Annotated in this window: 22 protein-coding genes and 2 tRNA genes; 18 read left to right on the top strand and 6 right to left on the bottom strand. The window is 45.4% G+C overall.

Translation table 25 applies throughout. The annotated features are described in order from the left end of the window. Positions 1-7: 7 nt before the first annotated feature. Together WC882_03395 and WC882_03390 are read right to left on the bottom strand one after the other, a co-directional pair. The gene (locus WC882_03395) at positions 8-802 is read right to left on the bottom strand and encodes an MBL fold metallo-hydrolase (GenBank protein MFA5842691.1); all 795 of its coding nucleotides are present in this window, start codon (positions 800-802) and stop codon (positions 8-10) included. Between the two features lie 88 nt (positions 803-890). Then, complete coding sequence (locus WC882_03390) at positions 891-2,504, bottom strand: Ig-like domain-containing protein (protein ID MFA5842690.1); 1,614 nt, start codon at positions 2,502-2,504, stop codon at positions 891-893. A gap of 176 nt (positions 2,505-2,680) precedes the next feature. On the opposite strand from WC882_03390, the gene WC882_03385 reads away from it, so the two are divergent. Both WC882_03385 and argS read left to right on the top strand, forming a co-directional pair. Continuing rightward, positions 2,681-3,295 (top strand): hypothetical protein, encoded by a 615-nt coding sequence (locus WC882_03385; GenBank protein MFA5842689.1) that lies wholly within the window; start codon positions 2,681-2,683, stop codon positions 3,293-3,295. 87 nt (positions 3,296-3,382) lie between these two features. Beyond that, on the top strand, positions 3,383-5,170 hold the full coding sequence (gene argS, locus WC882_03380; GenBank protein MFA5842688.1) for an arginine--tRNA ligase: 1,788 nt from the start codon (positions 3,383-3,385) through the stop codon (positions 5,168-5,170). Between the two features lie 16 nt (positions 5,171-5,186). Here the strand turns inward: argS and WC882_03375 are convergent, their stop codons facing one another. After that, complete coding sequence (locus WC882_03375) at positions 5,187-6,140, bottom strand: hypothetical protein (protein ID MFA5842687.1); 954 nt, start codon at positions 6,138-6,140, stop codon at positions 5,187-5,189. Between the two features lie 362 nt (positions 6,141-6,502). Between WC882_03375 and WC882_03370 the strand changes: the two genes are divergently transcribed. The 15 genes from WC882_03370 to WC882_03300 all read left to right on the top strand — a co-directional run bounded on the left by WC882_03370 (position 6,503) and on the right by WC882_03300 (position 18,111). Further along, a tRNA-Ser gene (locus tag WC882_03370) sits at positions 6,503-6,593 on the top strand. 129 nt (positions 6,594-6,722) lie between these two features. Next, positions 6,723-7,187 (top strand): TspO/MBR family protein, encoded by a 465-nt coding sequence (locus WC882_03365; GenBank protein MFA5842686.1) that lies wholly within the window; start codon positions 6,723-6,725, stop codon positions 7,185-7,187. 23 nt (positions 7,188-7,210) lie between these two features. After that, the gene (locus WC882_03360) at positions 7,211-8,065 is read left to right on the top strand and encodes a hypothetical protein (GenBank protein MFA5842685.1); all 855 of its coding nucleotides are present in this window, start codon (positions 7,211-7,213) and stop codon (positions 8,063-8,065) included. Beyond that, on the top strand, positions 8,056-8,697 hold the full coding sequence (locus WC882_03355; protein MFA5842684.1) for a Maf family protein: 642 nt from the start codon (positions 8,056-8,058) through the stop codon (positions 8,695-8,697). The genes WC882_03360 and WC882_03355 overlap by 10 nt, the downstream gene beginning before the upstream one ends. Further along, positions 8,631-9,254, top strand: a complete 624-nt coding sequence (locus WC882_03350) for a class I SAM-dependent methyltransferase (protein MFA5842683.1) — start codon at positions 8,631-8,633, stop codon at positions 9,252-9,254. Before WC882_03355 ends, WC882_03350 begins: the two co-directional genes overlap by 67 nt. Further along, positions 9,242-10,234, top strand: a complete 993-nt coding sequence (locus WC882_03345; GenBank protein MFA5842682.1) for a DUF475 domain-containing protein — start codon at positions 9,242-9,244, stop codon at positions 10,232-10,234. Before WC882_03350 ends, WC882_03345 begins: the two co-directional genes overlap by 13 nt. Further along, entirely contained in the window at positions 10,174-10,740 is a 567-nt protein-coding gene (locus tag WC882_03340) for a hypothetical protein (GenBank protein MFA5842681.1), read from the top strand. The genes WC882_03345 and WC882_03340 overlap by 61 nt, the downstream gene beginning before the upstream one ends. A gap of 24 nt (positions 10,741-10,764) precedes the next feature. Next, positions 10,765-11,151 carry a carbonic anhydrase gene (locus WC882_03335; GenBank protein MFA5842680.1) on the top strand — a complete coding sequence of 129 codons (387 nt, stop codon included), beginning with the start codon at positions 10,765-10,767 and terminating at the stop codon, positions 11,149-11,151. 12 nt (positions 11,152-11,163) lie between these two features. Further along, positions 11,164-12,357, top strand: a complete 1,194-nt coding sequence (locus WC882_03330) for an MFS transporter (protein ID MFA5842679.1) — start codon at positions 11,164-11,166, stop codon at positions 12,355-12,357. Between the two features lie 18 nt (positions 12,358-12,375). Next, on the top strand, positions 12,376-14,370 hold the full coding sequence (locus tag WC882_03325; protein MFA5842678.1) for a chorismate-binding protein: 1,995 nt from the start codon (positions 12,376-12,378) through the stop codon (positions 14,368-14,370). A 17-nt stretch (positions 14,371-14,387) separates the two neighbouring features. Then, positions 14,388-15,179 (top strand): aminotransferase class IV, encoded by a 792-nt coding sequence (locus WC882_03320; GenBank protein MFA5842677.1) that lies wholly within the window; start codon positions 14,388-14,390, stop codon positions 15,177-15,179. A 222-nt stretch (positions 15,180-15,401) separates the two neighbouring features. Beyond that, positions 15,402-15,494, top strand: a tRNA-Ser gene (locus tag WC882_03315). A 101-nt stretch (positions 15,495-15,595) separates the two neighbouring features. Then, positions 15,596-16,186 carry a hypothetical protein gene (locus tag WC882_03310; protein ID MFA5842676.1) on the top strand — a complete coding sequence of 197 codons (591 nt, stop codon included), beginning with the start codon at positions 15,596-15,598 and terminating at the stop codon, positions 16,184-16,186. 375 nt (positions 16,187-16,561) lie between these two features. Continuing rightward, positions 16,562-17,395: a hypothetical protein gene (locus WC882_03305; protein ID MFA5842675.1), complete on the top strand. Its 834-nt coding sequence runs from the start codon at positions 16,562-16,564 to the stop codon at positions 17,393-17,395. Between the two features lie 17 nt (positions 17,396-17,412). Then, positions 17,413-18,111 (top strand): PrsW family glutamic-type intramembrane protease, encoded by a 699-nt coding sequence (locus WC882_03300; protein MFA5842674.1) that lies wholly within the window; start codon positions 17,413-17,415, stop codon positions 18,109-18,111. Positions 18,112-18,156: 45 nt separating this feature from the next. Here the strand turns inward: WC882_03300 and WC882_03295 are convergent, their stop codons facing one another. Together WC882_03295 and WC882_03290 are read right to left on the bottom strand one after the other, a co-directional pair. Then, positions 18,157-19,374 carry a S41 family peptidase gene (locus WC882_03295; protein ID MFA5842673.1) on the bottom strand — a complete coding sequence of 406 codons (1,218 nt, stop codon included), beginning with the start codon at positions 19,372-19,374 and terminating at the stop codon, positions 18,157-18,159. Positions 19,375-19,391: 17 nt separating this feature from the next. After that, positions 19,392-20,180, bottom strand: a complete 789-nt coding sequence (locus tag WC882_03290; GenBank protein ID MFA5842672.1) for a TIGR00282 family metallophosphoesterase — start codon at positions 20,178-20,180, stop codon at positions 19,392-19,394. A gap of 180 nt (positions 20,181-20,360) precedes the next feature. Between WC882_03290 and WC882_03285 the strand changes: the two genes are divergently transcribed. After that, complete coding sequence (locus WC882_03285; protein ID MFA5842671.1) at positions 20,361-22,613, top strand: peptidoglycan DD-metalloendopeptidase family protein; 2,253 nt, start codon at positions 20,361-20,363, stop codon at positions 22,611-22,613. Here the strand turns inward: WC882_03285 and WC882_03280 are convergent. Continuing rightward, on the bottom strand, positions 22,583-23,356 hold the full coding sequence (locus WC882_03280) for a hypothetical protein (GenBank protein ID MFA5842670.1): 774 nt from the start codon (positions 23,354-23,356) through the stop codon (positions 22,583-22,585). The genes WC882_03285 and WC882_03280 overlap by 31 nt on opposite strands. Positions 23,357-23,431: the final 75 nt, after the last annotated feature.

Genomic DNA, 23,431 nt, shown 5'->3' with positions numbered 1-23,431 from the left:
AGAAAATTTAGGGGCATTTCCATTCAACTCGGACTCGTTCTTTTTCCGTGCTTTGCATTGCAATATCCAACGCTTCCAACGTTTCAAGCGTCTCGGAATGCGGATGTCCAAATGAATTTTCTTCCCCAAATTGGATCACCATCAAATCCGGGTCCACGGCTTCCAAGAAATCAAGACTTGAGGCGGTTCGGCTCCCGTGATGGCCGGCTTTTATCAGTTCGGCCGATATATCAATCCCATGAGATAAAAGTGATTTTTCGACTTCCAGTTCGGCATCACCCTGGAAAAGTGCGGAATGTCCACACGCCTCCAACCGAAAAACAATTGAGGAATTATTGATGTTTTCCATCGAAGTCCCGGCCAGAGAAGTGTAAGGGAAGAGAAGATCGAAGGTTGCATGGCCGAACTCAAAATCTTGAGAAGCGGAAGCGATGAAAAACGGAATATTTTGATCTTGAATTTCATTTAGAAAAGCCTCATACGAGGAATCGTTGTACGTCATCCCGGTCATGAGCACGGCTCGCACTCGGTATCGTCGCAACACCTGAACCAACCCATCGACATGATCCGCATGCGGGTGGGTAAGAATGACGAGATCAATGGTTCGATCCATAAACGGCATAACCTCACCGAGTTCGGAAAGTACGTTTTGGTCCGGCCCACCATCCACGAGAATGCGATACGGCCCCGGAATCGTGATCAAGATGGAATCCCCTTGGCCAATAGCCAAAAAATCAAGATACAGCGTGTCGGATCGCGGTGTTTTATAAAAATAGATCGCAATAAGAATTATGAAAATCAAACCGCCATAAATGATATTTTTTTTACAAAACACCCCCGCAGTGTAGCAGGGGTGTCATGAACAAAATGTTAAAATAAAATGAACTCGCTTATTTCTTTTTTTTCTTTCCCAAGAGTCCTCCTCCCAGCAAGGCGCCAATGGCCAAAAGAATGATTTCCGGGCCGGTCACAGGCAAGGCGGCAGTCACCACCATTCCCGTGCTTTCATTCCCTACGGCATCTCGAGTGGCAACTTTAAACATATACGTTTCGCCTTCCACTCCACTTTCGTAGACATAGGAAGTGGTGTCGCTGCCCAAGGCTCCCACTTGTTCAAATGAGACCCCTTCGTCTTTGCTCATATAAAGAATTTGATCCACAAGGTCCCCTGCGGTATTCACGCTCTTTTCCCAACTTAAATTCACAACCGCATTTGCAACATCAGCAAGAAAGTTGGAAACATCTTCGGGGGCAATCGTGTCCACCGGGGTTTCAACCACCGGGGCGGGAACCGTATACGTTCCGGAGCTGTTGAGATCGCCGATCGTGGCATTGCCTTTGGCATCCATCAATCCGGTCACGGTAATAAAGTAATCCGCGGAAGCGGTTTGTTCGGGAGTGGTCAAAATCACCATCGTCCTATCTTCCACCGGAGTGCCATCGATCGTGGTTTCATCCGTTGTTTTGTACGCCACGGAAACCAAGGGAACCGCAACACCGGAATCATCGGAAATTTCAAACGGAGCAAGAGTCAAATCAATGCCATCGTCTGCATTGGCATCCACCGGAAGCACCACTTCTTCATTAAAAGTGAGTTCAACGGTCGTGAGATCAACTGCTTCCACGGTTTTGAGAACCGGGGCGGTCGTGTCTTCTTCGGTCGTCGCAGGGACGTCACCTGTCGGAGTATCTTCAGAGGGGGGTTCTACAACCACACATTCAACTCCGGTATAAACCGCGGTGTCGGACGTGCCGCTCACCATGGCATTGCCATAGAGGTCTTTAATCGCGGTGCCCACAGTCATAAGATATTGGGCGCCTTTTTCCATCGTATCCGTTGTGAGCACGAGAACCGCTGGATTTTTTTCATCCACAGTTACGGCCGTCACTTCGAGATAAAGGGTGTTGTCGAGATTTTCAATCGAGAAAGCAGAACCCGCATCTTGAGCCGGGACTTCCACGGCTTCGGAAAAAGTCACTTTCAGTTCCGTGCAATTGGTTGCTACGGAGGAAACCACGGTCGGAGGCACGCCATCGTTGGCGGAAGCGGAAGGAGTGGTCGAAACTTCGAGACTGTAATCCACACTTTCATTGCCTGCGAAATCGAGTGCGGTCACGGAAAAATAATAAGTCGTGTCATTGGTGAGTCCGGTCACGGTGTATTCGAGGACATTGCCCACCGTTACGGAGTCCATATTATAAGACTTGCCTTCTGCATCCACGGTTTCGGTTCCCAAATAAATTTTGTAACCCGTCACCGCCACATTGTCGGTGGAAGCATCCCAAGAAAGGGTGACAGCACCATCGCCGGGAACGGCTTTGACATTGTCCACATAACTTGGCTCCTTGGTATCCGAGGCAGTGGCAACCGTAGTGGTAGCCGGAGCATCGGTTGTAGCCGCAGTGGCCAAAAAGGGTGAAAGGAACACGAGCCCGCTCACCAGCGTGAGGCCTGTAACAAGGGCTAAAACAGACTTGGACGAAACCTTTGAAAGCATAGACATGGGTTTTGTTTTTAATGTTTTTTAAAAAGAAATCTTAGAATCATACCATAAAAGAAAAATATTTTCAAGGGAGAGGGGGTTTCCAAATAAATATATTTATGCTATGCCTAAAAAGGATTTTTGTAATAATCAGGGGAGTCAAAAGGTTATAAAAAACGTAAAATTTAATTAAAAATATGTCAGAATTACCCATTCCGCCCTCGTTTTCTTCTCCTAAAACAAAAAGGGTTGAGAACCAAGAGCCACCCGAGGAAAGGATATATCAAGGGGCGGCAACACAATTAAACTACCCCGGGGCGTTATTATCGGATCTTCGAGAAGCCACTTTAGTTGTTATGATGGGAACTTCGGGGTTAAATTTGGGAACTTTTACAATCGATGACTCAGGGAGCGCACAATATGTAAGCCCAGAAGGAACGCAGACCGCTCTCCCAAAAGAAAAAAAAGGAAAAGAAATTCACATCATGATTGGAAGAGAGCCAAGAGCCAAAGGCAAGAATTATTATGTCGAGGTTCCTGCAGACGAAAAAACATCCATTTTTGTTTCAAGGGTACATGCAGAACTCGTGATTAAAGATGGGAGAATAACGGTTATTCATAAAACTGAAAACGGCGGTGCCACATTGATTTTAGGAGGTGCGGATACCACCCTTTGCAACAGGGTTCAAATGAATGGCAAGATGATATCATTAATAAAAATTAATGGGTTGGAACTTAAGGAAGTAGAATTGGAAAATGTTTTAAGGAGATTGATGAGTGCGCTAAGCGGACTTTTAAAAAAGTGGGAATAAATATTTAAGATACAATTTTCGGTTACACACCGGGCTGTTCACTTAAAATCACTCGCTGCGTTTGTGGTTTTCTGTTAAGTTAGGGGCATGTTAAAGGATCAACTCATCACAGCCCTCGAATCCGCAATTCTCTCTGCGTTCAATCAAAAAGTGAGCGCGCCTATTGAGTACCCCTCGAATCCGGATCACGGGGATTATTCGTGCCCGATCGCACTTCAACTTTCCAAAATCGTCAAAAAACCTCCGAGAGAAGTGGGCGAAACCCTCGTCAAACATTTGCCGACCCTCGATTTTGTCGATCGCGTGGAAATCGCGGGCCCGGGATTTATTAATTTTCACATCAAACCCGACTATCTCGTTCAGAACCTCACCACCATTTGCTCTCAAGCCGAAAAATACGGCACCAACACCCTCGGCCACGGCACCAAAGTCATGGTCGAATATTCCTCTCCCAACACCAACAAACCGCTCCATCTCGGCCACGCACGCAACGATTTTCTCGGCATGGCGGTGTCGAATCTTTTGCAAGCCAACGGCTACGAGGTCGTGAAAACTCAAAACGCCAACAACCGCGGCGTTCACATCTGTAAAAGTATGCTGGCCTATGAACTTTTCGGGCACAACGAAACCCCGGAAAGCACGGGCAAAAAAGGCGATCATTTTGTGGGCGATTATTATGTGAAATACGCGCAAGAATTGGAAAAAGATCCTTCTCTCGAAGAAAAAGTGAACATGATGCTCAAACAATGGGAAGAAAAAGACCCGCACGTTCGTGAATTGTGGGAAAAAATGGACCAATGGGTGTGGAAAGGCATCAATCAAACCTACGACCGCATCGGAGCAAAATTCGATTTTTCAACCTTTGAAAGCGACATGTCCGAAGGCGGGCGAAAACTGGTGGAAAAAGCGCTCGAACAAGGCCGCGCCGAACGCATTGAAGGCGGCGCCATTGCCATCGATCTCAAGGATTGCGGGCTCGGCGATTCCGAAACCGGGTACAAAGTACTTCTCCGCTCCAACGGCACGACCGTGTACATGACCCAGGACATTCAACTCGCAGTGGGGCGCATGCAAAACGACCCGACTCTCGACCGAATCATTTACGTGGTGGGCAATGAACAGGATTATCATTTTAAGGTTTTATTTGAAGTCTTGAAACGATTCGGATACGAGTGGGCCACGCGGTGTTATCATTTGAGTTACGGCATGGTGGATTTGCCCAGCGGCAAGATGAAATCGCGCGAAGGCACGACCGTGGACATCGACAACCTTCTCGACGAACTCGAAGGGATGGTGGGAAAAGAACTCGACGAGCGCGAAATGCCATACCAAGGCGAAGAACGAAAACATTTGGCGCAAGCCATCGCACTCGGGGCGCTCAAATATTTTATTTTAAAGGTCGACAGCCGCATGACTATGCTTTACGATCCGGTGGCGTCGATTGATTTTCAGGGGAACACGGGTCCGTATTTGCAGTACACCTATGCACGGTTGAAATCGATTTTGAGGAAGGCTGAGGGGGGCGAAAAGGCAAGTCATGGTGAGCAGACACGGAGCGACTGTCATGGTGAGGAGCCACGAAGTGGCGTCTCGAACCATGACCTCAAAGAACCCGAAATCATCGCCATTCTCCGAAAACTTCAACTTTACCCCGAAATCGTGGTGAGTGCGGGCAACAGTTATCACATTCATTTGGTCGCGAATTATTTGAACGAACTCGCGCAACTTCTCAACGGCTTTTACGTCCAATATCCGGTACTCGAAGGCGTGACCCCCGAAGTGCGCGCCGCACGTTTGCATTTGGTCGTTGCCTGCGCCCATGTGCTCAAAAACGGCCTCGCTTTGCTGGGGATTGAGGCGGTGGAGAGGATGTAGGGCTAAATTTTATGGATTATCGTCCCCATGTTCGCTTGGTCGCTCCTCCGGTATCCCAGACAAAATTAGGAACCCTAGTTCGGCCCTCTACCAACAATCGAGAAGGGCTTGTCTGACGTCCATCGTCTTTAGGAATAAAGGTTGATTCGCGCGCCGCTGACCGCCTTTTTCCAGCAAGGGGGTGAGTTTTTAGCGCTTCATGTTCGAAAATAGGAGGGCTCTCCAATAAAGCAGGAGGTATTCTATTCCTAACATCATTAATTTTTGCTAAAAGCTCTTGTATTTGGAACTTTTGCCCAAAAAGAGTGACTGTTTCAATTCCATCAAAGATACAAGCCTCGGCCGTCAGCTCTGAAAGTTGTGGACTTTTGCCTCGAACTTCACGCAACGCTTCATGAATGGCAACCATCACAGCAAAAACAGGGAGATCGGGGCCCTCCAACACAGGATTCATCTCGGGAGGAAGAAGGTATCCCTTAGCAGACCCATTGCCTTCAGTTTGGATTATAGGGAGGCAAGATAATTGCTTGAAAAGATCAAGACATTCTTTTATACGCTCATTAATTCGTCCGCTCACTGAATAACTGGTATCTCTCTCAAATGAAGTATTAAAATCACTGGTTAAAAGTTTTGTTTGCCAAAAAATGTTAGGTATTTCTGCGGAGGTGGGGATTTTTTTCTTCTCAATGAATGGGCCGGTTCTAGCTTTTGTAATCAATTCATGCCTCGATAAACCCAAATAGGTAAAAAGCCAAACATAAAGATCATTCCAATCCAATTTTTGAGTACAGTCTGGCTTTTGAGTAGCCAAAGTATTCCGTAGCCAAGTTAAAGAAATGGCACGTTGGATCATACTTTCGGTCATGACCGGGCGTCCATCGGAAGACTTAATGTCGACGGTGGGGTTGTATTTAGGGATGCCGAGCAAAGAGGATTCTTCTACTACAAGATTTTTAGGCTCAGGGGTCATGATTTATTTTTGGAGATAAAAGGGAGAGAGGCGTGGAAATATAAACAAATTTTGTATTTTTGTCAAATCAGTAATCTTTCCGTTTACTTGTGCCTTTTTCCTAAAATCCGATAGAATCCAACCGTTCTTAAAGGTTCTTTAAAAAACATGACGAGTTCGGGTCTTGTGGGCCCCGAACGAGTCATAACCTTATCTTATCAATAAGGTGAGTAAAATAATTTGAGCGCACGATGTCGCAAACAGTTAGGGGGCTTGTGGGTCCCGAAACTGGCTTGCGACGGAGTTGAGCGAAAATTATTTTACGAACAACAGCTGGGAGAGGGTTCCCGAAAGGGAGAACCCCAGGGTCTCCCTTTCGTTTTGGAGAGGTGGCCGAGTGGTTGAAGGCAACGGTCTTGAAAACCGTCATTCCGCATTGCGGAATCGCGAGTTCGAATCTCGCCCTCTCCGCCAGAAAAAATGCGAAGCATTTTTTCTCCCCCGTATTTTGAATTTCTTCCCATTAACTTGTTCATGAATGTATGGTTCGAGATGTCCTTTCGGGATTCCTCACCATGACACAAGCTTTAAAATCCCCTCCCTATGAAAAAATTCCTCCTTTGCTTCTTCGCGATTGTGCTGTGTGAGTCAGCCGGACTGCTCGGCAGTTTTTTTACATTCCCGGCCATCGGTTCTTGGTATGCCACGCTTGAAAAACCTTCCTTCAGTCCGCCCAATTGGCTTTTTGGGCCTGCATGGACGCTGTTGTACGCCCTCATGGGCATCGCCCTATTTTTACTCTGGCAAAAAGGCTGGGCAAAAACCAAAAAAGCCCAAATTCTTTTTTACATTCAACTCGCGCTCAATTTAATCTGGTCGCCCCTCTTTTTTGGATTAAAAAGACCGGATATCGCTTTTTTCGAACTGGTTTTATTGTGGGTTTTCATCCTTTGGACCGCTTTTGAAATGAAAAAAATAAAATCCGCAGGCGCTTATCTTTTCCTCCCGTACATCGCCTGGGTCAGCTTTGCCGCGGTTCTCAATGCCGCGATTTGGATGCTCAATTAGGAAATAACTCTTAGCTCTTTTTTATGGAAAATTTTCAATCCGGGGAAATCCAACCTTATAAACCGCACATCGGGCGGATTCTTTTTAGAGTGTTTTTCCCGTTTGCGTTGTGGGGAGGCATCCTTATTTGGGTGGCCCCTCATTTGGATGAATCTTGGAAAGTCCAGGCCCTGGGAGGAGCTTTTTTTCTGTTGATTCTTATCGTAAGGTTTAGCGTTTCCGGACTCAATAAAGAAAGAATTCGTTATTTGAATCAGTTTTTTATCCCTCGAGGATTCACGCAAAAAGGAAGCGGTCGCGTGCGGTTGTGTTATGAAGGAAGGCCTCAAGGATGCCCGCTCGAGGTTGAATTTTTCAATCAAAATCAAAGTCAGTACGATTCCTATTTATTCGGAGTCACGAGATCTCGACATCATCACCACCATCATCGTCGTCGTAGAGTGGGGGAACGCGTTCAAATCACAAGCCCCTTGGTTTCAGACAAGGTTTTTTTTGTAAAAACAAAAATGCCGGAAGCGGATTTAAGTCAGTTGCCTGAATTTTTAAGAAATTTTATTCAGAAAAAAATGGAGGAGTCGAATCAAAAAAATAAGACGGAAAAAATTGAGGGAATTGGAGGAATGTATCAAACTCTCGATGTGTACGGCAACGATGCGTTTTGGATTAAAAAAATATTGAATAGCGAAGAAATCAAACCTCTGCTTGAAAAGATTTTTGCAGCGAAAGAAAAACCGGGGGCGCGAATGGTGGGAATAAAAGAGGGTCAATTTTATTATTTTGCGGGAGTGGAAGGGACGGATCTCGCGCCAACTCTGGTAGAGGAGTGGTTCACCGTGTTGCCGAAACTTATTGAGAAACTCAAACGACAATGACTCTAATTCTTGCTTCCAAATCGCCACGTCGACGTGAATTGTTAAAAAAACTTGGAGTGAAATTTCGCGTAGAAGCGTCGGATTATAAGGAAGAAAAGCATTTGCCGTACCCTCCAAAAAAACTTGTGTGTTATTTGGCATTCAAAAAAGCCGAGGCCGTGGCAAAACATCATTCGTCGGACGATATTATCATCGGCGCAGACACGTTGGGATTTTTGGAAGGAGAAATTTTGGGGAAGCCTCACACGCCAATTGCGGCGGAGAAAATGTTAAAAAAAATCAGCGGAAAAACACTGAAAATCATAAGTGGAATCGCGATAATTCAAGGCAAAAAAATCATTAAAAAAGCCGTGACCACGCGCGTGAAAATAAAATCCCTCACCCCCGGCGAAATTAAAAAATACGTGGCCACGGGCGAGCCGCTCGACAAAGCCGCGGCGTTTGCGATTCAGGGCAAAGGCGCTTTTATTGTTGAAAAAATCATTGGCGATTACGACAATGTAGTGGGATTGCCACTCAAGGCACTCAAAGCGATTTTGGAACAATTAAAACAAGTCGATTTTTATCTCAATTGCGATACATTGGAAAAACTTCCCAAACCCAACAAAGACAATTGGCTTTATGAAATTCATGGTTAAAAAAGCATCTACCGATTCACGCTAAAGTTTTGCAAGTGGGATGCATGGATGGCACCAGAATTTTGGAATTATTAAAAGTACGTCCGGACTTAAAAGTAACGGGGTTGGATTGCGAGGCGCCTTTTTTAACTATTGCTCGCCAAAAAATTAAAAAATCGGGATTCAAAAATGTGCAATTTATTTTAGGGGACATCACAAAACCTCATTTCCATTTGAATCATAAATTCGATGCCGTTCTTTGCCTCAACAACACCTTGGGCTATATCGAAAAAGATGAAAAAGCGATTCAAAATATGAAAAAAATGGGGCGCCGAGTGATCCTTTCGATGTATGGCGAAAAATTCACAGATCCACTCGCGAAAAAATATTTAAAAACCATTCATCTCACTGTAACTCGCATTCAAAATCATCGATTCTACACAAAAGAAAATGTTTTTATTCGACGATTTACAAAATTCGAAATATCACTCTGGGGAGGGATGGTTTTTTCAACTCCTATTGGATATATTAGTGATATAATGCTTCCGATTAAAAAACCTAAAAAATGTCAATTCTAAGTCTTCTCATTACCGTTGGCGGTCTGTGTTTGTTTGAAACCATTTCCAGCATTGATAATGCCATCATCAATGCCGAGGTGCTGTCCACCATGGGGAAAAAGGCGCGAAAATGGTTTTTATTTTGGGGATTGTTGTTTGCCGTATTTGTGATTCGCGGCTTGCTGCCATGGATTATTGTGTGGGTCGTGAACCCGGCTTTGGGCCCGATCGGAGCCTTAACGTCTACATTTTCGAATGATCCCTCGGTCAAAGAAGCCATCGAAGCCTCGGCCCCGATTCTTCTTTCCGGAGGCGGTGTTTTCTTGATTTTCTTGTTTTTTCACTGGCTCTTTTTGGAAGAAAAACACTTTGGCCTCCCGCGTACGGAAAAATTTTTTCTTAAAAACGGCATTTGGTTTTATGCCGTGGTTTCGGTTCTTCTCGCCACGATCGTTTGGTTCGCAATCCAGCGCGAAGCCATGATGGCATTCGGGGCTGTGGTGGGCTCTACGGCTTTTTTCATCACGCACGGGTTCAAGCAAAATGCGGAAGCCGGCGAGAAAAAACTCATGACCAATGACCTTTCCGACATCAGCAAAATCCTTTATTTGGAAGTGATCGATGCTACGTTTTCGATTGATGGCGTGCTTGGAGCCTTTGCTTTTACGCTTTCGGTTCCTTTGATTTTATTGGGAAACGGACTGGGCGCCTTTGTGGTCCGAGAAATCACGATTGGCAACATTGAACGCATTAAAAAATATATTTTCATCAAAAACGGCGCCATGTATTCGATCTTGTTTTTGGGAATGATCATGTTATTGGATTCATTCGGCGTTGAAATCCCCTCTTGGCTTTCTCCGATTGTAACATTTGGGGTGGTGGGATGGTTCTTTTATAAGTCACACCGTCATATTAAAAATTCAGCCCTAAATCCTGTTTTATGAACATTTATATTCTTTTGGCGCTCATGGTGGTTCTTATGTTTGCCAATTATTTTTTAGCCGTCACTAATTTTGAAGCGCGCAAAAAAGAGTACGAAAAGTATTATGAAATCGCTGGCAAAGAAGCTTCGCCCAATTTAAAGAAAATGGAAAAAATGAAAAAAAATCCAATAAAATTTTTGATAGCGTATCTTTTAATTTTGGGAATGACCTATGGGGTTTACAGGGTGAAAATGGGGGACCCGGAAAATGTTATTTTAAACGGAGAATTTAATTTTTTAGTGGGATTTATGTTTGCGGTATTCGGGTATGCGGATTTGGTATTTTTAACCAATTTATTTTTATTTAAAAAATTGGCACAAAAGCCATCCATTGTTGAAGGTAAGGTGAAATATGAAAATGAATTTATTTTTATGACTGGCATGCTTTCCCCGACCATCGTCACCGGTGTTTTATTTTTATTGTTTTTATTGACTCCCTCCGCGTTGGTGGGAGGATTTATGGCAGGGAGTATGATTTTTATATTGAAAAACGGACTACTCATGCGTCGATTTTCTAAATCTTAATTTTCAATCCCTAACCCCTATTTTATGAGTCATGGTTCTTTTGCCACGGTCATCAATTGTATGGATGGCCGCACCCAACTTCCGGTCAACACGTGGATCAAACAAAAATACGGTGTTGATTATGTGGACACCGTCACCGAGCCCGGTCCGGATGGGATTTTAGCTAAAAATGAAGATCAGGCCACCTTGGCTTCTATGAAAAAACGCGTCGCCATTTCCGTGGAAAAACACGGATCCAAAACCGTGGTGATTGTGGCGCATGCCGAGTGTGCCGGCAATCCCGTGTCTGAAGCTGAACACAAAGAACACGTCAAAAAAGCCATGCAAACCGTGAAAAACTGGGGCTTCCCTGTAAAAATTGCAGCCGTTTGGGTGGGAGATGCCTGGACTGTGGAGGAAGTAAACGAGTAGAATCGTGCCCACATGTCCAAAGCCAAACTCATTATCATTCTCACGGTCTTCATCGATGTCCTGGGCATCGGGCTGGTGGCGCCGATTTTACCGGTTTATGTGGAGAACGTAACGCACTCGGAATTTTTTGCTGCGGCTTTGTTTTCCGTGTATTCATTTTTTGGATTTTTTGCCGCGCCATTGTTGGGAGGGATTTCAGATCGTTATGGGCGCAGGCCGGTGTTGATTTTAAGCCTGTTTGGAACCGCAGTGGGTTGGTTTTTATTTGCCTGGGGCGGGAGCATTTTGTTCCTGCTTTTGGGTCGCGTGATCGATGGCATCACGAGCGGAAACATTGCCACAGCGCAGAGCTATCTCATCGATATTTCAAAAGACGAAAAAGAACGCACCTCGAATTTGGGATTGGTGGGAGCGGTTTTTGGAATCGGATTTATCCTGGGCCCCGGATTGGGCGCATTGCTTTCCACGTATTCGATGTCCTTTCCCTTTTGGATGGCCATGGGTTTGTCGTTGGCCAATGCCATTTTCGCTTATTTTTTCTTGCCCGAAAGCAACCTCCACAAAGACGCATCCCGAAAATTATCCATCAATCCGTTTAAAGGTTTAAAAAAAGCCTTCGCTTCTCCCACGATCGCGTATTTGTTGGTGATTTGGTTTTTATACACCATGAGTTTTGGAAGCATGCAGACGATTTTCAGCTTATTCACGCATATGGCGTACAACATTTCGGCGTCATGGAATGGAGTGTTGTTGGCCAGCATTGGCGTGATTACAGCATTCAATCAAGGATTTTTACTCAAGCATTTTTGGTTGAAGCGATTCAACGAACGTAGGTTGGAAATTGGCGCCGCGGCCGTTGCTTTTGTGTCCTACGGAATGATTTTGAGTCAAAATTTCACATTATTTTTAATCGCCATGGTCATGATGTCCTTTGCCAATGCCTTGATTCGTGTGGTCAATACGAGTGAAATTGCAGGTTCGGCAAAAAAAGAAGAACGCGGAGAAATTGTGGGAGTGATTCAAAGCGTGATGTTTTTATCCGCGATTTTGTCACCGTTGTTGGGAGGCGTTGCGATCACGCAAAACGTGTTCGCGCCCTGGGCATTGTGCGCCGCGTACATGGCGGTGGCCTTGGTTCTCCTCTTGCTTCGCCACCGAAAAACCATGAGAGTGAATGTGGCGATCAGCAAGGAATTGCCTTTATAAAATTGGTCATTTTTCCTCATGCGCCTTCTCCTAATCGATAATTACGATTCTTTCACTTACAACCTCTATCAGCAGTTGGAGCGATTGGGGGCTGACGTTGTGGTGAAGAAAAATGATGAAATTACAATCGGGCAAATTAAACGTGAAGGGTACGACGCCATCGTAATTTCACCGGGGCCGAAAAAACCAAAGGACTCCGGAATTTCCTGTGACGTGGTTCGTGAGTTTTACAAAACCAAACCGATTTTAGGCGTGTGTTTGGGACATCAATGTATTGGAGAAGTCTTTGGCTCAAACGTGGTTCGAGCGCCGTGCGTGATGCACGGGAAGGTGAGTGAAGTGGAGCATGAGGGGATCGGGATTTTTCGCACAGCGAAAAATCCCTTCAATGTTGCCCGTTACCATTCGCTCATTTTGGATCGCACGCCAAAAGATTTCATCCAAACCGCCCGGACCCGAGACGGCATTATCATGGGCATCCAACATAAAAAATACCCGGTGTTTGGCGTTCAATTCCATCCCGAATCTTTTCTCACGCAAGGGGGAGATATTTTGATTCGAAATTTTTTGAAATGGGTTCCCAGGCAAGAGGGAGAGAAAATTTTTGAGAACCAGACACAGGGAGCGCAGCGATCCTGTGTCTCTCTGAATTCGAATTCAAAATTCAAAAGAGGGACCCTTTGCTCCGCTTCGGGTCTGCGAGGCGTTTCGCTCCCATGTGAACAAAAATTCTTCCCGCCCGCTTGCCAAAAGCTTGAAATTTCACATTTCGACCCCCTCCAATTATTTCAAAAACTTCAAAAAACCGAAAAAAAGGTCTCTTTTTTATACACCGGAAAACTCGAGCAAAATGAAGGCTGGTCCATTCTCGCTTTCAATCCAAAAAAGACGTTTGTCGGCACGCAGCAGGATGATGTTTTTAAAAAAATGCAGAAAAAAATGAACACACAAAATATAAAAAACCCCCACAAGCTTCCGTTTTGCGGAGGATGGATTGGAAGTTTTTCTTACGACATTGGCTATTCCCTTTTCAATCTTAAAAAAAACACCAAAAACCCTGATCTTCTGCCTCTCGCCACTCTTCATTATTACGACCAATTCGTGTGTTTTAATCATCGCACTAAAAAGATTTTTTCAACCGTCCCTCAAACCATTGAAGCGATTTGGAAACGAAAAATTCCCTTAGTAAAAAAACTCAATCCGCTTCATTTCACTCCTGAAATGCCTCAAAAAACCTACGATCACGCTTTCGCGAAAATCAAAAATTACATTCTTGAAGGCGACATTTACCAAGTCAATTTAACGCATCGCCTCACCGCGCCATTTAAGGGGGATTTACGCACGCTTTTTGTGCGATTGTGTGAAAAAAATACGGCGCCCCTCAGCGCTTATTTTGAGACCGATGATTTTACGATACTCAGCGCTTCGCCCGAACGATTTTTAACCCTTCGCGATCGAACCGTTTTCACATTTCCGGTCAAAGGCACACGCCCTCGCGGCAAAACTCCGATTCAAGACGAAAAATTTAAAAACGACCTTCTCGCCAATGAAAAAGAAACCGCAGAACTCAACATGATCACCGATCTTTTGCGCAACGACATTGGCCAAACGTGCGCCATTGGCAGCGTGAACGTCGTGCTCCATCGCGCCTTGCAAAAATGTCCGACCGTGTGGCACACGTTTTCCGAAATTCGCGGCACATTGCGTTCCGAATACAACGCTCTCGACCTTCTCAAGTCCTGTTTTCCCGGAGGTTCCATCACCGGCTGTCCCAAAAAACGCGCTATGGAAGTCATCGACGAACTTGAACCCGTAACCCGCGGCTTTTACACCGGCGCCCTCGGCTATTTGAGCGACTCCGGCGACATGGATATGAATATTTTAATTCGAACCCTCATCGCTAAAAAAGGGAAATTGGTATTGAATGTAGGGGGAGGCATTGTCGCAGACTCGCAAGGCAAAGCCGAATATCAAGAAACCCTCGATAAAGCCAAAGCATTCTTTTCTTTGTAATTTTTTGTCCCACGATTATGACTTGTTATTCCCGCAACGGAGAACATGTTTCGGAACCAACCGCAGAGCAACTCGCGGTGTTTGATCCGTCAAATCAAGAAATTCACGGCGTATTTGAAGTCATGCGAACCTATGGAAAGGATATTTTTGAATTACACACACATTTAACAAGACTTCAAAATTCCGCAACATTAACCGAATTTACACTCCCGTATCTTGTCGAGAAAATTCAAGACTGGGTGAGAAAAACATTAAGCAAATTTTACAAAGAAGAATCCCCGGCGCGCATCAAAGTCATCGCAACGGAAAAAGAAGTTTGGGTGAGAATCGAGCCTTTCATTATTGATCCGGAGATTTATAAAGGGGTTTCCGCCACGTTTGTAGTGGTTGAACGTTCGACCCCGCAAGCCAAATCGCTTCCTTACACCGCATCTCATGACGCTCATGCAATAGCGGAAGAAAAAGGAGTTTACGAGGCTTTACTTGTGGATACGGAAGGCCATGTGAGGGAAGGTTCTCGCAGTAATTTATTTTGGGTCAAAGAAGGGAAATTGTTCACCAATATTGAAGGCGTACTCCCGGGAGTCACGCAAGCCGCAGTATGCCGTTGGGAAGAAGCAGATGGGAATCCCGTTCAATACGGAAAAGTTACACAAGAAGAGCTTTCGGGCATGGATGAAGTCTTTGTCACCGGAACAAGCCCCGGTGCAGTTCCTATCATAAAAATAGACGAAAAAATCATTGGAAACGGAACTCCGGGCCTTGTAACAAAACGGATTATGGATAAATTTAGGACATTGGAAGGGTAAAAAGGTTGTAAAGAAACCCCAAATCCCCTACAATCCCAGCGCACGTTTTTGTTCTTTCAAAAAGCATAACCTTATCATAGCAATAAGGTGAGTGAAGTTGAGTGAAAATTTAAAATCCCCCAAAAGTGAGCGACCTACGGGTCTCGTGGGTCCCGAGGTCGCGAAAACAACTCGGAGGGGGAGTCCACGAGGGGGAACCAGCTGTGCCCCCTCGTGCAATGCGGAGAGGTACTCAAGTGGTTGAAGAGGCGGGTTTGCTAAACCTGTAGGGGGATTTTTTTCCCCGCGAGGGTTCGAATCCCTCCCTCTCCGCCAGCCACTCCCGTAGTCCGCCAAAGGCGGGCGAAGGGAGTTTGAGAAGAGACTGAATTTCAGCGAATTGTCGAATTTTCTTCTATTTTTTTATCCCCTTTTTCATGAAAAAACTTTCTTTCAGCATTTTTATTATTGCCTTAGTTCTGTTTTCCGGCTGTACCTTTTTGACATCCCAGCAAGGTCCGACTTTGCTAAACACAACAGAACCCGACGAAGTAACCACGCCGGAAATAACCACAGTAGAACCTGTTACCCCTGATGCCGCCCAAACATGGCAAGGCGAAGGTTTTTCATTCACCTACCCGGCCATCTACACGGCGGACGAACAAGGCCTTTGGGATGAAGAAAGATATGAATTACACATGAACCCTCCTGAAAATTGCGAGGTTTGTAGTCTTCCTTCCGTGGAAGTGAAAACCTCGACAACAGATCAAACTTTGGACCAATACATCCTCGCCGATTTTGATCTCCCCGGAGAGACGCTCGATGAAATGTCTCAAGAAACCGGAATCCAATATGATCAAATTTTGATGGGCGATAACGCCGTTACACACATTCGAGTCGATGACATGTTTGCGATTACGGGGTATTACATCCAAAAAGGAACCACGATTTTATCGTTCAAAGTTTATTTTGATGAAGACAACAACGATGAATTAGCGGAGATACTTTCAAGTTTAAAATTTGAATAAAGTTTTTTAACTTAAAACCTTGTTGAAAATTAAAACTCCGCTCATTTTAATGCTGGTTTCCCTCCTTTTGTTTTGCGCGGATTTATTTGGCGGAGATTTTTTAATCGGGAATATTGTCAGTCGATTTTATCCTTGCCAACAAGATCCGATCAGTAGTTTCCCTTGCCAAGGGAAATGGGATATTCAATTTCTTTTTGTATGTTTTTGGATTTTTGTTGGGAGTGTTTTATGGCTCATTATCGCGTTATTGATACGAAAAAGAACGGATTTTGTGAAAAAAATGTGAGGCAAAATTCTCATGGTGATTTTTGGTTTTGTCTCCTTTTTTAATAAAATCCTTTATACTGAACCTCGATATTATTTAAAATATTTTTTATGAACAAAGTTGCAAAAGTTTTGGCTGTAATCGTGCTTTCCGTTGGTGTTTTTATCGGGGTTATTTTTATGCTCACTTCCGGCCTGCAAAAAGTGGCCAATTCGTTTTTTGAAAACATTAAAAACGGGGATTTACAAGCCGCATACGATCTCACGGACAGCACCTTCCATGACACGACCTCTTTTGAGTATTTTCAAGCCGGAGTGAATGCATTGAATTTAATAAATCATGACAAGGTATCTTGGATGAGCCGATCGATGGAAACCGATGAAAACGGAGGGTACGGAGAATTGGGGGGAACGATCTCTTACATAGATGGCACCTCGGGACCGATTTGTATGCAATTTCTTAAAGAAGACGGCGATTGGCGTATCAATTTCTTTACATTGGATCAAACGTGCGCACAGGTGAATGGCGAGGAGATTCCCGCGGACGGGACGAGAGAAGAGGCGGGCGCGGGATTGGCCATTCCATTGAATGAAGAACTTGTCACCATGGCTCGGGAAGCACTGGGTTCTTTTTCCGATGCGGTAAACCAAGGTGATTTTATGGATTTTTATGAAAATACCATTTCCGAAGGCTGGAAGACGGAAACGTCTGTACAAGAATTGAACATTGGTTTTGGCGATTTTTTAACACCCCCGGTGATCGATATGTCCGAGTTGATTGAGACCGGAACGCCGGTGTTCGGTTCGCCCGCCATCGATGAATACGGATGGTTGATTGTAAAGGGTCGATACTCGAGCGAAGAGTTGACCATTGAATTTGAATTGGATTACACGGAAGAGAATTCCAAATGGGCCTTGTCCGGGATCGCAGTGAGCACACGATAATTTTAAACTCCCAAGTTATGTTGGAATTATTGGTCTTGGCCATTGCGCCGTCGGTGATGATTTTTATGATTTTTTATTTACGCGACAAGTATGATCGGGAGCCGTGGGCATTGTTGTTAAAGACATTTATTTTAGGGAGTTTGATTACGATTCCGGTTGCATTTATTGAACAAGAGTTGCTTGGATTGTGGGGGGTAAGTCTTTCCAATCCTTCGAGTTTGGTGGTGACTTTTTTAACCATGATTTTTTTAATAGCGCTGGTGGAAGAATCGGCAAAATTCGCAGTGGTTCGAGTTTATGCATGGAAGAAATCGGCATTCAATGAACCTTATGACGGGATTATGTATACAATCATGGCTTCTTTGGGATTTGCCACAGTTGAAAATATTTTATATGTGTTTCAAAATGGAGAATTCGTGGCATGGTTGCGTGCATTTTTGACGGTACCCATGCACGCGCTTTCCGCAGTGATCATGGGGTATTTCATCGGTGTGGCCAAGTATGGGAAAACCACCAAAGAAAAAAGTATACTTTACAACGGGTTATTCATTGCGATTTTAATGCACGGATTTTTCAATTTTTTTATTGCAAGCAATCAATGGTTTTTGATTCCTTTTGCTCCGGTTGTGGTGGGGCTGGCGTGGTATTTTGGGCTTAAGGCAAGTAAAATTCATGCTAAAAATTCACCATTTAAAGAGAAGGGGACTAAGAAATAAATGAGCTTTCGTAGTTTCGCGAACATCAGCTGATTCCCCTTTTTGCTATTCCAAATAATCAATCGCCGCTTCCAATTGCGTATCGATTTCATTTTCAAAATCCGTCTCATTTTGTGTCACCACCGTATCCGGAGTAATGCCAACATCACTGATGGAACGGTCATTGGGCGTGTACCATTTGGCAATGGTTACGCGCAGGCTGGATCCGTCACGGAAGGGTTCCACCACTTGAACACTGCCTTTTCCGAACGTTTGCGCTCCCATAATGAGCCCGCGTTTATAATCTTGGATCGCCCCGGCTAAAATTTCCGAAGCTGAAGCCGATCCTTCATTCACGAGCACCACCAAGGGGACCGAGGAAAGGCGAGCCGATTCATTGGTGTAAAGAATTTCATCTTCACTGTCTTCGCGTTGTTTATTGATGACCGCAACTTGTTTTCCTTCCAGAAAATCGGACAAAATATCCACGGCCGCATCCAAATAGCCTCCGCCATTGTAGCGAAGATCCAAGACAATCCCGTTCACGGGCCGGAGTAAAAGATCGGTCACAATATTATCAAATTCCACGGAGGTTTTATCTCCGAATTGAGAGATGGAAATATAAGCGATGTCATTGTTTTTGCCTTTGTATTCCAATTCCACACTGGGAAGATCGATTTTTTTACGTTCGATTTCCAACACAATCGGATCCGTTTCTCCCTCACGAAAAAGGGTGAGTTTTACAACCGTCCCTTCTTCTCCGCGAATTTTTGAAATGGCTTCAAATAAAGAAAAATCCGAAGCGTACGCATCATCAATCATATAAATAATATCGCCGGACCGGAGTCCTTTTTCTTCCGCCGGAGAGCCTTTAAGCGGGGTTACAACCGTTAAGTTATTGTCTTTCATCGTGAGCTCCGCGCCAATGCCTTGCAAGGTTCCGGCCAGAGAATTTTCAAATTCACTTGTTTCCGTGGGAGTCATAAATTCGGAATAAGGATCTTCCAAGGATTTTACCAATCCTTTGATCGCACCGTATAATTGCGCTTCGTCATCGATTTTAGTGGGATCCACATATTCTTTGTCGAGAAGATCGTAGACATCCCAAAATAAGGAAAGATCGAGGGGGGTGACCTCTTCGGTTTGAGAAGGCTTGGTGTCCGGAGTTGAAATCGGAATGATCTGATTTTGGACATTGTAAATGGCAATTTCCCAGCCTAAAAACCCACCCAATAAAAGCATTAAAATGAGGGAAAGGGTTCGAGATTGTCGGGGGAAAAACATTTTGGAAATTTTAAATTTTAAATGAGAACTTCTTGTAAAACGCGTTCGATGTGTGTGGCTCGGCCTTTTTCAAAATCAATAATCACGCCGTTGAGGGTCACGGGTCCATGGGCGGCCAGGGTGTGTTTGACCGGCATTTGAGAAAGAAAATTTTCAATGATGGGGCCGGCATCGATGCCGATCGCGGAATTTTTAAGCCCCACACAGCCGGCATCGGTGATATAAGCGGTGCCACCATCCAGAATCGTTTCATCTGCGGTTTGAACGTGAGTGTGCGTGCCAATGACCGCGTGCGCGCGCCCTTGCACATACAACGCAAAACAGATTTTTTCAGACGTGGCCTCGGCATGAAAATCCACGAGCACAAGATTCGGTTTATCCTTCTTGGTTTTTTTAAGGATCGCGTCAAACGTCCGAAACGGGCAATCAAAATGCTGACGTAAAAACACGCGTCCCATGAGATTAATGATGAGGATTTTGGTTTTTTTCACACGAACGATTTTCCAGCCAAAGCCGGGATTGCTGTCCGGATAATTGGCGGGTCGAATGATGGGGGATTTAGGGTCGTCAAGAATCGGGAAAATATCATTTTGCGCCCAAATATGGTTGCCACTCGTGAAAAAATCGATGCCCGCAGCCATGAGCTCTTTTAAATGAGAAGCGTTCATGCCTTTGCCATGGCTTAGATTTTCTCCATTGGTAAAAGTGAAATCCGGGGAATATTTTTTCTTGAGTCCGGGAAGGAGTTTTTTAACGGCTTCACGCCCGGGTTTCCCCACAATATCTCCGAGAAAAAGAATACGCATAAAAAGAGGAAGTGAAACAAAGGAGAAGATACCAGATAAGAGACAAAAACGCTATGTCATTCATCATCGCTACTCGATCTTGTGTGGTTCATTTTTTTTTAATAAAAAGGTAATGAGCGTTCGGTTAAAGTGCAATCGAAGCTCTTTGAAAAACAGGCTCTCTTTAAATTCTTTATTATTATGTATCATTTCATTATGAAAAAAATCGCACTATTGGGGCTCGGTATACTGTTTCTTTTGCAGAGCGGATGCGCGAGCCAAGCATCCTTTTCTTCTTTGCAAAATGCGTCCGATGAGGCGTTGGTCGTAGATCCCTTCGCGGATTGGAATCATTACAACGATCCCGAAGGTCGATTCGAATTCGCCTACCCGCAAGACTGGATCTTAAGCCAAAGCGCTACAGAACTCCAGTTGTGGGACAATCTCTCGGACGGCCAAAATTCCATTAAAATGGCATTTTTCGAAGAAACTCAAACCTTTAAACAACTGCAAACCTTAACAGAGGAGGATCAAACCACTCAAACCCAAGAACAATTCAACGAGAGCGAGGTGAATGGCATTTTGATTTTGATTCGCACGGCAACCAATGCATGGGGCGAGAGTCAAACCTACTATTACGATTTCGAAGGTAAAATCTTCGGATTCGCGGCTCTTTTTCACGACAACAACGAACAAGTGCGAGAACAGGCAACAAGTGTGCAACAAAGTCTCCGGATTCCGGAGCAACAAGAGGAGTGAGTCATGAGTCAACGAGAAACCTTTAGTCGGGTTGTCGCGCTTGCGGCAACCTTGGTCATTCTGTTCGGATTCTTTTCAGGATGCGGAGGGACCGCAGACGGAACGGAATTCGGCACACCCAACACCTACGTGTCTGAAGGAGACGAAGATCCGGACGAAGACGGCGGGAATGGGGACGCGGACGGGGAAGGCGGTGCGAGCGAACTCAAACTGCCTTTTCCGGACGGAGAACACTGGCAACTCACCCGCGGGTACAACAACGGATCTCACATGGACTATGGCTATGGCGCGGATGATCGGTACGCCCTCGATTTCGCGCTTGGCGGGTGTTCTTCGTGGCGTAAATCCGTTACTCCCCTCAAGAGCGGCACCGTGGAAACCGTGGCTTATGATGAAGACGGCTACGGCAACTACGTGGTCGTCAATCATGGCGGAGGGTACAAGTCGAGGTACGCGCATTTCGACGAAGTGAAAGTGGTGAGTCGACAGAGTGTGACCACTTCAACCGTTATCGGACTGACCGGTAACTCGGGAAACGTATCCGGGACCGCTTGTCCGGACCATCCGGGAACCCATATCCATATGGCCTATTACCTGAATGGGGATGCGGCCATTCCGGAACCTATGTCCGAACACACCCACTTCACGGAAGGGTGTTGGTACGGAGAAGACGGGTGGATCGAATGCGATGAAGAAACGGACGCGGACACCGATAGCGACAGTGACAGTGACACCGACACGGACACGGACAGCGACACAGACACGGACAGTGATTCAGATGCGGATGCGGATCCCGGAGACGGTTGCGACTACCACGTGCCGGCAGATAAGAGCACGATTCAGAGCGCCATCAACGCAACGAGCGATGGCGACACCGTGTGTGTTGCGGCAGGTTCGTATCATGAAGATCTCGACTTCGGTGGAAAGGACATCACGGTGAAAAGTGACAGCGGGGCAAGCCGGACGACCCTTTACGGAGTCGGTACCGGGATTTACGACGATGCGGTGGTTATGTTCAATGACGGAGAAACGTCCTCGGCCGTGTTGGAGGGATTCACCCTGCATGGTACGGCGGAGCAGGTCATTGAGGTTGAATTTTCCGGGGCAACCTTGAAAAACCTCGTGATTGAATGCGACGGCGTATCGGCTCAAGGATTCCTTTTTGATGGGGCCGTGGATGTGGATGTCAAAAATACGACCGTGAAAGGATGCGATAGCTACGGGTTCTACGTCATGGGCTCTACAAACATCGACCTCAACAACGTGATCGTATCCGACAACTTGGCCAGCGGGATCCGTATGGGCGCTGATTCGTACGTGTACATCGGGAACAGCGTGTTCTACGAAAACGGATTCATCGGGATTCGAGCGGATGCCGCCGAGGTCACGGTGGAGAACTCCATCGTGGTCGGGCACAGCACCTACGGCATCTACCTCGAAGACACGAGTTACTCCGCAGACATCTCGTACAGTACTCTCAATGACAATGCTTCTTCCTATTCGTCCGCGGTTGGAGTCGGAAGCGGCAATGACATCGACGATCCCGAGTTCACGAGCGCTTCAAGCGAAGATTTCACTCTGAGGTCGAGTTCGCCCTGCATCAACGACGGCGATCCCTCGAGCAGCATGAATGATGCGGACAGGACAAGGAACGACAAGGGAGCCTACGGCGGTCCTCTCAGTGAAAACTGGTAGGCGCCGCTTCCACCACCACCTGGGCCAAAGCCTGAGCAAATAGGGGAGGGATCGTTTCAACGACCTCCCCTTCTTTTTATTTGAAAAACTCAATCAATATCCATTGTCTCAAGCGATACATCATGGATTTCAAATGTTCCGGAAAGATCATAGAAGGCCCCGGAATAAAGAGGTAAAGATTCATCCATTTGCCCTTTGAATGTCAGGGTTGCGCTCAAACGATTTTTTTCAATGGAAAAAGAGTGGAGGGTGAGTTCAAAAGTGGGAAAATTATAATAAATCACATCCGAGCTGTTGGAAGAAGAGGGGGTGGTTCGCGTGAGAGAAATATAAGCGGTTACCGGACGTTCATTTCGCCCATCCCATGCATCAACGAAATCATCTTGAGTCAGAACCAACGGTTGAGCGGACGAAAAATCGGAAATTTGATATTCAAATTGAGTTTTTCCGGAATCCCATGCTCCCCACACATTAAAACTGTCCACGCCGGGCAGATAAAAAGTAAGTTCGCGCGTTTCCTTTCCGACTTGAGTTGAAAAATTAAATTCAATCCCCGTATAAGCCCCATCCATTACCACTGCGGAATCGAGAGGAAACTCAAACGAGGTCTCTTTCATGAGATTTGCATCCGGGTTGCTTTGCAAAAGCGTTAAATCAAATCGCGCTTCATCGGAGGGGAATATTTTACAGCCGAAGAAAAGAGATAAAGAGAATAGAAAAACAAACAATGATATTTTTTTCATGAAATTTTAATAATTTTTACAAAAAGAAATCTTACGATCCAATAGTACAAAAAAATCGTTCAAATGCCCAGAATT

Source organism: Candidatus Gracilibacteria bacterium, from assembly GCA_041658685.1.
Lineage (GTDB): Bacteria > Patescibacteriota > Gracilibacteria > UBA1369 > UBA12473 > JBAZZS01.
This window is presented reverse-complemented; position numbering and strand designations above follow the sequence as displayed.